This window comes from Rhodococcus sp. NCIMB 12038, from assembly GCF_002165735.1.
In the GTDB taxonomy this organism is placed as follows: Bacteria; Actinomycetota; Actinomycetes; order Mycobacteriales; family Mycobacteriaceae; genus Rhodococcus_F.
The window spans coordinates 18,936-30,664 of the sequence record NZ_NHML01000025.1 but is presented as its reverse complement, the minus strand read 5'-3'; the positions used below and the strand labels follow the sequence as shown (position 1 = coordinate 30,664).

At 64.1% G+C, this 11,729-nt stretch carries 9 protein-coding genes; 7 read left to right on the top strand and 2 right to left on the bottom strand.

Annotated elements, in window-relative coordinates; translation table 11 throughout:
- Window positions 1-559: 559 nt before the first annotated feature.
- Window positions 560-1,711 carry a hypothetical protein gene (locus CA951_RS31205; protein ID WP_087560552.1) on the bottom strand — a complete coding sequence of 384 codons (1,152 nt, stop codon included), beginning with the start codon at window positions 1,709-1,711 and terminating at the stop codon, window positions 560-562.
- Window positions 1,708-2,787 (bottom strand): hypothetical protein, encoded by a 1,080-nt coding sequence (locus CA951_RS31200; RefSeq protein WP_087560551.1) that lies wholly within the window; start codon window positions 2,785-2,787, stop codon window positions 1,708-1,710. Before CA951_RS31200 ends, CA951_RS31205 begins: the two co-directional genes overlap by 4 nt.
- Before the next feature lie 458 nt (window positions 2,788-3,245).
- Between CA951_RS31200 and CA951_RS31195 the strand changes: the two genes are divergently transcribed.
- The 7 genes from CA951_RS31195 (at window position 3,246) to CA951_RS31170 (ending at window position 11,613) form a co-directional block, all read left to right on the top strand.
- Window positions 3,246-3,581 (top strand): hypothetical protein, encoded by a 336-nt coding sequence (locus CA951_RS31195; protein ID WP_087560550.1) that lies wholly within the window; start codon window positions 3,246-3,248, stop codon window positions 3,579-3,581.
- A gap of 73 nt (window positions 3,582-3,654) precedes the next feature.
- On the top strand, window positions 3,655-4,119 hold the full coding sequence (locus CA951_RS31190) for a cupin domain-containing protein (RefSeq protein WP_087560568.1): 465 nt from the start codon (window positions 3,655-3,657) through the stop codon (window positions 4,117-4,119).
- 9 nt (window positions 4,120-4,128) lie between these two features.
- Window positions 4,129-4,302 carry a hypothetical protein gene (locus CA951_RS43580; RefSeq protein WP_179220377.1) on the top strand — a complete coding sequence of 58 codons (174 nt, stop codon included), beginning with the start codon at window positions 4,129-4,131 and terminating at the stop codon, window positions 4,300-4,302.
- A gap of 406 nt (window positions 4,303-4,708) precedes the next feature.
- Window positions 4,709-6,238, top strand: coding sequence for a DUF3375 family protein (locus tag CA951_RS31185; RefSeq protein WP_087560549.1), 1,530 nt, complete (start codon window positions 4,709-4,711; stop codon window positions 6,236-6,238).
- Window positions 6,235-7,023: a DUF4194 domain-containing protein gene (locus CA951_RS31180; protein ID WP_087560548.1), complete on the top strand. Its 789-nt coding sequence runs from the start codon at window positions 6,235-6,237 to the stop codon at window positions 7,021-7,023. The genes CA951_RS31185 and CA951_RS31180 overlap by 4 nt, the downstream gene beginning before the upstream one ends.
- The gene (locus CA951_RS31175; protein ID WP_087560547.1) at window positions 7,010-10,444 is read left to right on the top strand and encodes an ATP-binding protein; all 3,435 of its coding nucleotides are present in this window, start codon (window positions 7,010-7,012) and stop codon (window positions 10,442-10,444) included. Before CA951_RS31180 ends, CA951_RS31175 begins: the two co-directional genes overlap by 14 nt.
- Window positions 10,441-11,613, top strand: a complete 1,173-nt coding sequence (locus CA951_RS31170; protein ID WP_087560546.1) for a Wadjet anti-phage system protein JetD domain-containing protein — start codon at window positions 10,441-10,443, stop codon at window positions 11,611-11,613. Before CA951_RS31175 ends, CA951_RS31170 begins: the two co-directional genes overlap by 4 nt.
- Window positions 11,614-11,729: the final 116 nt, after the last annotated feature.

Sequence of the window (11,729 nt, the reverse complement as noted above, 5' to 3'; positions counted from 1 at the left end):
ACGGACCTCGCAAAGACGTAGCCATGCGTACGCTCAGGCGAACCGCACCAGCGGCACCCATTCGGTTGGAACGGCTCCCATGACCGAACACGGGTTGTCGAGTCGGTCGGGCTATATGTGACGGACATTCGGAACCACTCCTCTCTTCCCCACATGAGATCATGCACCACCGACAGGAGATGCGACAGAACATACCTTGGCACACTCCTTCAGGTTTCCTTAAGGGGCGCCGACCAGCGGATGATTGATATACCACCAGTTCCGCAGCCTGTGCATGTCCAGCTCATGAGGCTCACCTGATGTCGTCCTGCTCCAAGTCGGGCGACGTCGGAGATCCCGGTGCGTGATTCTTCTGACGCAAGTCACCGATATGAGGGGTCCGGCGGCGGCAGTAGTTTCATCGGCTTTGCCGTCGTCCAACGGTGGTGCCAGCGAACCCAGCAACCCGTCGGCCACTGGGTTTGCTGGTACCAGACTCCGTTGTGGACGGCTGAGGTCGACTCGGATCTCCCGATCAAACCACTCCAGCATCGCCGAGTTCTCCTGACATGCATCGCCTTTACGTCAGCAGGCAGGCTGCCAACGTGTCCCAATCCTGAGCCAATGCACGACCTCGTGTCCGCCGATCATGCGCGACCTGCAGTGCCAGGCACCCCATGCGGAGGAGCACCGGAACGTTGACGTGCCGCATCGCCATACCCTTGCGGTCATCGAGGACGATCATTCGCGCCAGCGTCTTACCCGCCGACGCGAGACCGACCAGCGAGTGCGCGGCGAGAAGCAACTCGTTACGCCGGGCCTGCTCCCGCTCGTCGAGACGGGCGCTGCCGGTGGCCGCGTACACCCGGGCATGAACGTGGGTGCGGAGGATGGCCTCGGTGGTGATCACGCTCAGCGAGGGGGTGAGGATCCCGGATCGCACGTTTAGCCCGTTGCCCGCCGAGGTCCCTAGGTACACCTCGTGCGCGAACTTACGCAGTGCCCGGTTGTCGAGCTCGTACAGCCAGGAGGAGCCGGGCATCGGCAGGCTCATCGGGGTCACCACATCCGCCGCCAGATGCTGGGCCCAGAGGACGAGGGCCTCCGGGAGGGAGTCGACCTCCCGGAACCGGCCCCCGACGGTGACGTCGTGCGTGTTTCCGTAGTCCCATCGGACGCCGCGGAACTCGCCCGCCCGGATCTGCTGGAGCGCCTCGAATGGTCGGCCCAGATCATGACCCGGGGAGCGGACCCGGTGGGCGCGGCCGCCGAACCCGGGACCGGTGTAGTCGATCGGCAACCTCTTGCCGGCGCGCTCCCAGGCCCGCATCCATCCGGTCTTCCTGGTGGCACCGAGCGCGTGGGCGACGTTGCCGTCGAGGGTGGTGTCGTACCAGACCGCTGCCACCCCCAATACGGTCGCGAACCCGACCGCGAGGACGTCGTCGCGGTCCCACGGGGTGCGTTGCCGGGCCCGCCACCGGTCGAACCCGGCCCGCTGTTCGGGGGTCAGGGCGGCGTCGAGGTCGATGTCGGTCCAGCCACGCTGGGTGCGGAGCCGGTCATTGGTGGCGGTCAGTTCCGCATACGAAGTGAGGGCGGCGGTGTCGTTGTCCGGCAGCCGGTCCGGGACCCCACCGGCCAGGGCGGTCTCGGTGGCCGATTCCAACTCGGCGAGCCGACGGCTGATCGTGTCGAGATTCCGATCCACCGTGTCGTCCCTTCTGCTCATGCGGCGGTTTCCGGGAGACGATCCAGGATGACCTCGAGCGCCCCCTCCGCCCGCTTGGCGTCCGCGTGCTGCCTGCGCAGTTCCTCCCGCAGTTCCTTGTTCTCTACGGTTAGCCGCGCGTTCTCACCTGAGAGGTCCCTAATCCGGTCCAGGAGCCGCTCACCGTCGGCGACGACCTTCTCGAGCCGCTCCTGCAGACTTTGCACGACACGGCGTTGCTTCTCGTCCCGGTTCTCCCCCTCGATCAGCACACACCGTGCAATCAGGTCCAGGCGCATCGCCTCGGCCACCACCTGACCGGTCGTCCACGGCGTCCAGCGTGCGCCGGCCGCGGCGACGCCCGCTCCGGCGATGCCCCCGAGCCCGGTAACCAGGGCGGTGCCCCCGGCGATGCCGAACCCGCCGGCCGCGATCGCCCCACCGCCCAATGTGGCCAAACCCGCGGAGGTTGCTGCCGCTCCGGTCAGTCCGGCGGCGCTGCCGATCGCGGCGCCGATCGCCGGTGCCGCCCACCCACCGGTGGCGACGCCGGCCGCCAACCCGGCCGCACCGATGACCGCCACCTTCCCCCAGTGCACACCCTTGCGCCGCAACCGCCTCAGCAGGAGTTTATGTTCCTCCCGCATCCGGTCCAGATCGGTGCGGTCGAGGTTCGGGAACTCGTCCGCCAGCGCCTCCAGTGCGGCGCGGTGGGTCGCGGTGTGCCAGGAGGTTTTCGCCGGCCACGGGTCGAACAGGATGAGGTCGACCAGCAACAGCAACGACCGCTCCCGCGAGCCGAAGCACTGCGGCAGGCGCCGGCCCTGGGCCGCAATGGCATCCGCCGCCGCGTCCATCTGGGTGCCGATGTCCACCAGCAGTGGTGTCAGCCAGTCCGGGCGGTCCGACCGATCCTCGGCCGCCACCTGACGGAAACCTGCGACGGCATCGCCCAGCACCGCCGCCTTGACGGCCACAGTCATGTCGGGCTTCGTCGCGTCGATGTCCGAGCGCATCAACGACACCTGCATCGCCGCCAACGCCACCGACTCCGACCACTCCAGCACACCGACCGGATCAACATCACTCGTGGACATGACCGCCCCCTTCCCACCCATCCAGAAGAGCAAGTATCACCGACCGGTCCGACACCGCGGCCCAGACACCCCCGACCACGGTGGGGTGTCAGTCAGCCTGCACCTCAATGTCATTCACTCAAATGACACTGCACACGATCGGCGACGGCGACGACCCGTGGCGCCTTGCTCGGTAATGCCGTACACCTCGGCTGGGGAGTGGGCATCGAGACCATCAACCTCGGCCCGCTCCGGGTGGCAGTCCAACTAGTGGAAGTCGATCCTCACCGACCCGGACGACGCCTACTGGCTGCACGAGCGGCTCCTCGCCTACCCTGACGACCTGCTGCGCATCGGGTTCGGCGGCAACGGCCTCGTCCAGGACATTTCGATCGAGACCGGGCTGCAGAACTACCGCGACATGATCAACTTCTGCCGCGACGCCAACAACTCCGACGCGTCAGTTCTGGCTCACCTCCATGCCTCACCCCGACGTCGACTCCCCTGAGTACACCGACGCCCAGTGGGATGCGAGGTTCGACCCGTACCGGGACGTCGCCGACGAGGTGGGTGACCTGTTCGTCGACTGGCGGATCCTGCTCGGGAAACAATCCGAGGCTCAAAGCCTGTACGTGCCTGACGAACACCACTACGCCGATTCCCGTCACCGACTCGACGTGGACGTGACTCTTCGGGACCCTCCGACCGTAGTGGTTACCTTCGGGTTTACCGCCAGTGCGCGAGCAAGAACGAAGGAACCCCACCAGCACGAAACACGACTGACGCGACTGGTGGGGCCCGGCGCCACCCAATGACAAGGGCAGCAAATAGAAGGTTACCAACCAGATGGATATCCGTTACGTCCGGTTCGTCTGGTTTGATGACCGCATGACGCAGAAGGTAGCCGGCCGCACGCCATCACGTATCGAAGCGGTATGCCTCGACGACGTCGCACTCGAGCCCAGCCCCATCGATCCAACCTGGATCCTCGACGGCATGCCCGTGGCTCGTGACGGGCGATGGACGCAGAGCCTCGACGGCACCACCACCCACTGGGTGTGGGACTGCACAGCAGGAACCTTCAACTGGTACTTCGCGCTCGAAGAGACGGTCCAGATCCTCGAGGGTGAGGTGACCGTCTCCTCGGCGGATCAGGCTCCTCGCACGCTTCGAGCTGGTGACGCAGCAGTCTTCCCGGCACACACCTGGGCGCAATGGCATATCCCGCGATACGTGCGCAAACACGCGATTCTGCGGCCCCACGCACCACGGCCGATTCAGATCCTGATGCGTTTCTACCGGGTCGTCAGCGCGCTGCCACCTGCCGGCCGCCGCCGAACTTTGTCCAGCTAGGGTCCGGTCATGGGAGGCGAGTGGATCCAGATCGATCAGGACTGCGTGACGTGTGGCAACGCCGCGTTCCGGCACTACATCTACGCCAGCCTCGGCGGTGTGCTCATCGAGACTGATCTGTACGAATGCGCCACCCGGGGTTGTCCCGGGCCTGTCGCGATCTGCGAACCAATCGACGGCTGACCGCACAGAGACCCCACCGGCCGAACCGTGACGCGCTGCTGGTGGGGTCTCACTGCCGGCAGGCACCCACAGCCGCGGCAGGCGAAGCCCCGCCCAACTTTTCGAGGGAAGACCGGGCTCCTGCACCGTCGCGACACCTGTATTGCCGCCAAAGCCACCGTCTCCGGCCACTCCAGCACGCCAATTCGCTCAACATCATTCCCCTACACGACCACCCTCTCCCCTCACACACAGAAATCCTGTAGCACCGATCGGTCCGACTTCACCTCCGAGACGGCTTTGACCGGGCTGAGGGCCTCAGATGCGCAGGGACTAGGTCTGCGCCGAGTGTCGGGGTTGCGGGCTACAGTCTGACGGGATTGCACAAGTTGACGCTCAACACCGCACTTGACAGGGACTTTCGGATATGTCGGTCATTGCTCGCTATCACGATGTTTCCGGCGCGTTTGATCGTGACACGCTGCGGCTGCTACATCAGAAGTACGCGCCGGTGATCGTGGCGGTGCTGGGTGAGGTGTTCTCCGAGGACGACCGGCGCGTGGTGGCCGAAGACGACCTGCACGATCAGGTGGACTTCCTGCTGGAGCAGATCGGCGACGCTGTTCCCGAGACTGAACTGCCGCAGCAGCGGGGTCGTGCCTTGGCCTATTCGTGGGTGGAGGGCGCAGCGCGCGGGTGGCTGCGCTACAAGGACGGGTCGACGCCGAGTGGACCCACCACGTATGAGATCACCAATGAGGCGCTCGACGCGTTGCGGTACGTGCGCGAGACCGGTCGTCACGCGATGGTGTCCGAGTCTCGGGTCAAGGACCTCATCACAAAGGTGCAGGACACCGCGCTGATGATCAGCGAGGATCGGGAGCGGCGGATCGGCATCTTGAGCATCCAAATCGACAAGCTGACGGAGGAACGTGACCGTCTGCTCGCCGGTGGTGATTTGGAGTTCGCCGGGACGGGTCAGGTCACCGAGGTCTTGGACCAGATACTCTCCGAAGTCAACAACTTGCCGTCTGACATTCGTAAGGTCGGCGAGCTGTTCGCGGATATGCGTGAACAGTTACGCCAGGAGTTCCGTGACGACGACCGGTCTACCGGTGAGGTGTTGGATCTATATCGGCAGCGCATGGATGCGTTGCTCAATAATGACGACCGTGGGCGGGCGTTCGTGGGCGCGGTCGAGTTGCTGCAGAGGACCGGCATGATGCGGGCGTTCGCGACGGACATGGACATCGTGTTGGCGCACGAAGCCGCGCAGGGGTTGAAGCCGGAGGAGCGACGACGGCTGAAGCGAACCTCGAGGGAGTTGAGCCGGGAGGTGCAGCAGGTGATGGTCTCGCATCGGCACATCATGCAAACCATCTACTCGTATCTGAGTGCCCCGGATCGAATCCAAGCAACAGAGCTGCGGACTCTGTTGCGGGAGTTGGATCGTCGACTATCAGAGCGAAAGGCCGTGGCGAAGGTGCGCAGTCGGGTGCCGATCGCCTTCATACCCGCCACGATCGAGCTCGACCGATTGCGCACAAACCTTGCTGACCCCGCCGATTTCGCCGCACCCCCGGCGGCCCGTCCACATCTGGCCATCCCCATGTCGGCTGAAGAACAGCGCGAGCTGCTGCGCATGGGTGGACCGGACGTGGAAAAGATGCGAGGCATCCTGATCACCCGATTGAAGGCGTCCCCACGCGCCACCGTCGCCGAGGTCTTCAATGCCTTGCCCCGAGAGGACCGGAGGCTAGTGGACCTGTTCGCCTTGTTCGAGGCGTCGGCCGACACGATGGCCCTTCGTCGCTCCCACACAGTCGGAATGACCGACAGGTATCTCACGGTACATCCGTTGGGGATCGAGGAGCGTGTCTTCGAAGCGCCACGGCTGACCTATACCGATGAAGACCGCAGCGTATTGATCGCCCACATGGAACGAGCACAACAATGAGTACCGACCCTTTGGACGAGTGGGATGACCTGCTGTCGCAGGTCGTCGACGACGGTGAGCCCGCCGAGTCCGACGACGGACCTGAAGAGTTTCGGTTCCGGCCGTCGGACACCATCTTGTTCACCGGCGATCAGGGCACGTTGACGTATGAGGCCCGGTCGGTGCTGACGGCAATTCTCAAACGCAACTACCTGTCGGCGGACCAACATACGAAGCTGTGGCCGTTGCTGCTCAAACACCGTTATGACGTCGAATCGCGGCTCAACGACCTGTTCCTGATGTTGGTGTGCGACACCGACGCCGGGGTCGCCTATAAGGTCCAGGTCCCCGGCACCCGGTTCCCCACGCTGATGTCGACACAGAACCGTGCCTACACCTGGACCGAGACGATCCTGCTTCGGCATCTGCGGGAAACCTATGCCAACGAACTGGGCCGGGACGGTAACGCGCACGTCGTCATCTCCAAGACGGAGATGGTAGAGCGGTTGCAGGCAGACAAGTCGATCCAGCGCAACGACGAGAAGAAGCAACGCGAGAATGCGGAGAAGGCATTCGAACGGATCGAGAGCGCGGGCATTCTCGTCTCGACGCGCGACACCGGCGCGGACCGCTACCGCATCTCCCCGGTGATCGTGCCACTGATATCGCTGGACAAACTGAAGGCGCTCAGCACTTACCTCGACACCCTGGATGCCGACGACACGGCAGCGCCCACGGACACCGACGGAGAGATCACCGCGGTCGACCTGAGCCCCGGCGAAGGATCAGACGATGACCTCGACTGAGACGGGCACCTTGTTCCCCGACACCGGCAGTCCACAATGGCGGATCGAATCCCTGCACCTGCTCAATTGGGGCGGTTACGACGGCTACCACCGCATCGACTTCTCACCTGGATCGACCATGATCTCCGGACCGTCCGGGGTCGGGAAATCGACCCTGATGGACGCTTACACCGCGCTGATGATGCCCAGCAACGTTCCGTTCAACGGAGCCTCCAATGCCGGTCAGGGACGTGCCCGGGGCGGCAACCAGCGCAATGTGGTCTCCTACGTGCGGGGTAAGACCGACAGTGTGCAAAACACCAGCGGCGAACTCACCGACCGCCGGCTTCGGGGAATCGATGCCCGGGGCCTGCCCTGCAATGCCGCGGCAGTTGTGGCGGTCACCTTCCGCCACGACACCGGCGCACACTTCACCGCCGCAAGGCTCTTCTTCGTTCGAGCATCGATCAGTTCCGACGGGGAACTGGGAAACCCGCTGCGCCTGACCATCGACGGGACCGTCGACGTCGAGCTGCTCTATAACCTGTTTGTCGAGGGTCTCGGGCAGCAGGGCTATCAGCGGAAACTGGAAGCCACGTTCACTGGGTCGAAGGTGCACGACACCTACACCAAGTTCCTCACTGTCGCCCAGAGCACCCTCAGCATCGGCAGGAAGGGCGAGTGCGATAAGGCGCTGGCCCTCTTGGCCCGCATCCAGGCCGGTCAGCAAGAAGCCACCATTGATGACCTATACAAGAAGTTGGTCTTCGAGCAGCCCTCCACGTTTGATACGGCCAAGCAGGCACTCGATCACTTCTCGGAGCTGTCCAACAGCTACGAGACGATGCAGCGTGCGTACGACCAGGTGGAGGTGCTCTCCGATATCGAGGAGCGCCACGACCGGTACCAGCGCGCGATGGACAACGCCTCCGACATCGCCGCTCTGCGGCACCAGGATTCGGGGGACACTCCGTGGGTGCTGTGGCAGAGCAGCGTCGGTGACGCCGAGTACGGGGCCGCCCTGAACTCGGCCGAACAGGACCTCGAGGAGGCCGAAGACGACTGCCGGCGGACCGCAGCAGCATTTGAGGCGGCAGACCGCAAGGTCGACGAGCTGAAGAACGCAATCCGCACCGAGGGCGGGGAACGTCTCGACCACATCACCGCGGAGCTCAAGAACTGGAGCGAGACGCTCGAGCAGCGGGCACGCAAGGAAGCCCAGTTCCATTCCCGCATTGCCAATCTCGACGACGTCGTGGCTCCGGCCAACGCGAGGGACATGTCGTCGCTACAGCTCCGAGCACGCGCTTTCATGGACGGACTCCCGGGACAACTGGAGGCTGTCACCGCGGCAGCTCGCGAGGCCGACGCTCGGCACGCCGACGCGCAGCGCGCACACAGATCCGTGTCGGGCGAATTGGATGATCTCCGAACCCGTCCGGACTCGAACATTCCAGCTTATCTCCACCAGCGGCGCACCGAGTTGGCCGAGTTGTGCGGTATCACCGATCCGCGCCGCGATCTTCCGTTCATCGGAGAACTGATCGATCTGCACGCCGACGACGAGCACTGGCGCACCGCTGCCGAAGCCGAGATGGGCGGCATCGGCCGGCACATTCTCTACAACGAGAACATCCGGGCACAGTTCGTCCGAAGTGCTGACCGCCTCTCTAAGGGCATGCGGTTACGGTCAGAAGCGGTCCCCTTCAACGCGTCCGCCCCGACAACGATCCCCGATCCCTCCACCCTTGCGGGGAAGATCCAGTACAAGCCCGGCAGCCCCTTCATCGGTTGGCTCGAAGGATTCATCAACGCCACGTTCACTCATGAATGCGTCGACACTGCCGACGCGTTGCTCATCGACGACGGGCGCAAACGCATCACCGCCCACGGGCAGACCCGGCAGGGACGGTCCGGTGCCCACGGTGCACCGCTACCCAAGGACTACGTCCTCGGATTCAGCAACGCCGAGCGCATCGCCGAACTAGAAACGGAGATCGAACGCCTGACCGCCGAGCTACACGCAGCCCACCAACGGGCGGAACAACTGCACGGCCAGCGGTCGACGTTGGTTGATCACCGCGTCACCTGGGAGGCGGTGCTCGATTTGAACTGGGCCGAGATCGACACCGGATCCGTCCGCGACGCCATCGACACATTGGAGCAAGAACGCGACGCAATCCTCGCTGCCAGCGACCGAATCGCCGAGTTGAAGCGGCAGCAGAAACAGGCCGAAGAGGACCGCGAGTCCGCCGGCGACGCCAAGGCCGCGGCACGCAACGAACGCCAGTCCCTCAACGCGACGATCGCCGACCTCGCGCCGCTGGCCGAACGCTACGCCATCACCCACGCCGCGCTGGTGACCGCTGGTTCGGTCACCGTGACCGATGCACAGCAGGGTCAGCTCGACAAGATGCTGGGACTGTCCTACGGCGGTGATGCCAACACCCTGCAGGAAGCGTTCGGCAAGGTCGCGGAAGGTATCACCGACCGGCTGGCCGACCTCACTGACGAAACCGTCAATGCACGCCGAGCACTGGAGGATATGTTCAAGCGGTTCAAGGCCGACTGGGACAACTACGAGTGGGGCACCGACATTGCGTCCTACCCGAACTACTACAACCACTACCGCAGGCTCGTGGACTCCGACGTCATCCGACATCGAGACGACTTCCTCGGAGAGGTCAACAAGTGGACCGGAATGGAGTTGGGGTTGCTCAGTAGCGAGTTCGAGACCGAGAGGCGGCGCATCCTCGACCGGCTGCACGATGTGAACGCGATCTTGGAAAGGATCCCGTTCGGTCGTGACGGCGACCGCCTCCGCATCGACCCCGCCGAACGCGAGACCCCTACCTCGCGCCACTTCTGGTCCAGCCTGCAGCTATTCATCGAAACATCTAGCAGTGCAACACCAATATCCCTCGACGTGGCGAAGGCGCGCTACAAAACCATCACGCAGTTCATCCGGCAGATCATGCCTGCCGACCAACTGCCGCGCGGCGAGTCCTCCCAGCGAGAGGAAATCCTCGACGTGCGCCGCCACATCAGCATCAAGGCCCAGAAGGTCGACCCCACCGACCCCGACAACATCAAGGGCACCTACGCCGAATTCGATGCCAAGTCCGGTGGCGAGATGCAGGAGATGGTGGCGTTCATCGTCGGTGCGGCGCTGCGATACCAGCTCGGAGACGAACAGAACTCCCGCCCGACCTTTGCCCCGATCATCCTCGACGAGGCGTTCATCAAGGCAGACTCCCAGTTCGCCTCTCGGGCCGTGCAAGCCTGGATCACTCTGGGGTTCCAACTCATTGCCGGATCGGTTGTCGACAAGGTCTCCGCGATCTCCCGCAAGGTCGATCGGGTCATTCTCATCAACAAGGACACCGAGGGCTACTCCACGGCATCAGCATTCATCGCAGACGCACCGGTGCCGACATCATGAAAGACCCTGACGCCGTCACCACCGACCTCACCAGGGCGCTCACCAAGCACTGGGCGGCCTGGGTTGTCGACGAGCCCACGGGATGGCCACGCACCTACCCGATCGGCACACCCGCACGCGGCGACCTCGAAACCAACTACGCCACCACCCACCGGCCGGTCATGCAGGCCTGGGACCACTGGGGTGCTCAGCACGACCACCTCTCGTGCAGTCTCCGCTACGCGCGCCGCCGTGTGGGCCGGCTTCTCCTGAATATCCCCACACATCTCGACATCTCCGACCTCGACACGGCCGCCGCTCTCGCCGCCATAGACTGGTCCGACACGATCGCCCGCGCCCGCGACCGCCGCCAGGTCCTCTCCAACACCCTCGACATCGACCTACAGCCGCGCACACTTCAACAGATAGTTGCCCTCACCGACATCGACTTCACGCTGCTCTGTCGCACCGTCGACTGGTTCCACCACCACTACGCCACGGGCCTCACCACCCGGCAGGTCCCGATCCCCGGTCTCGACGCGAAGTGGCTCGACAACCACGCTGCGCTGGTCCTGACCCTCCTTGACCGGGACAGCCTCGACCTGATCGACCGGCCCCAGCGTATCGACCTGACCTACCTGGACCCGAACTGGCGCGCAAAGGAAACCCGGATGCGCGACAGCCTCGCCACTGACGACACCCACGCCACTGTCGCCTACTCACCCGACGTCATCATCATCACCGAAAACAAGGACACCGCACTGTTCTTCCCTCCCCTCCCAGGAGGGATCGCCGTCGAGGGCGGCGGATGGGCAATCACCCATCGCATCACCCGCCACCCCTGGTTCCAGCATTGCCCACATATCATCTACTGGGGCGATATCGACGCCCACGGCTACGAAATCCTCAACAAGCTCCGCTCCGAACACAACGCCGTCGATTCGATACTCATGGGCCCACAAACCTACGACGAATACCACCAATTCGGTGTGCGCACTGATCGGCGCGGAAACCCGATCTCCGCTCAGCGTAAACCACTTCCGAATCTCACCGATTCGGAAAGAGTTGTCTACAACCGCATCACCGACGCAGAACACTCTGGTCCACTACGAATCGAGCAAGAACGCATTCCACTCGATGTTGCAGAGCAAGTCGTCCGATCCTGCACACCTCGCCAACCAGCCGACTAGCTTCGCGCACGTCAGAGCACGGGCCGACGTCAGATGTGGGGCTCGACCAGTCGGCGTCGGTGATCGGCTAGGAAAGTCCGGCGCATCGGCAGTGTCGTGAACCCCCGATCACCCGC

Excerpts from the sequence above, each read along its gene's own strand:
- CA951_RS31175 (WP_087560547.1), top strand. The coding sequence starts at position 7,010 with ATGACCTCGACTGAGACGGGCACCTTGTTCCCCGACACCGGCAGTCCA.
- CA951_RS31195 (WP_087560550.1), top strand. The coding sequence starts at position 3,246 with ATGCCTCACCCCGACGTCGACTCCCCTGAGTACACCGACGCCCAGTGG.
- CA951_RS31190 (WP_087560568.1), top strand. The coding sequence starts at position 3,655 with ATGACGCAGAAGGTAGCCGGCCGCACGCCATCACGTATCGAAGCGGTA.
- CA951_RS31205 (WP_087560552.1), bottom strand. The coding sequence starts at position 1,711 with ATGAGCAGAAGGGACGACACGGTGGATCGGAATCTCGACACGATCAGC.
- CA951_RS43580 (WP_179220377.1), top strand. The coding sequence starts at position 4,129 with ATGGGAGGCGAGTGGATCCAGATCGATCAGGACTGCGTGACGTGTGGC.
- CA951_RS31200 (WP_087560551.1), bottom strand. The coding sequence starts at position 2,787 with ATGTCCACGAGTGATGTTGATCCGGTCGGTGTGCTGGAGTGGTCGGAG.
- CA951_RS31170 (WP_087560546.1), top strand. The coding sequence starts at position 10,441 with ATGAAAGACCCTGACGCCGTCACCACCGACCTCACCAGGGCGCTCACC.
- CA951_RS31185 (WP_087560549.1), top strand. The coding sequence starts at position 4,709 with ATGTCGGTCATTGCTCGCTATCACGATGTTTCCGGCGCGTTTGATCGT.
- CA951_RS31180 (WP_087560548.1), top strand. The coding sequence starts at position 6,235 with ATGAGTACCGACCCTTTGGACGAGTGGGATGACCTGCTGTCGCAGGTC.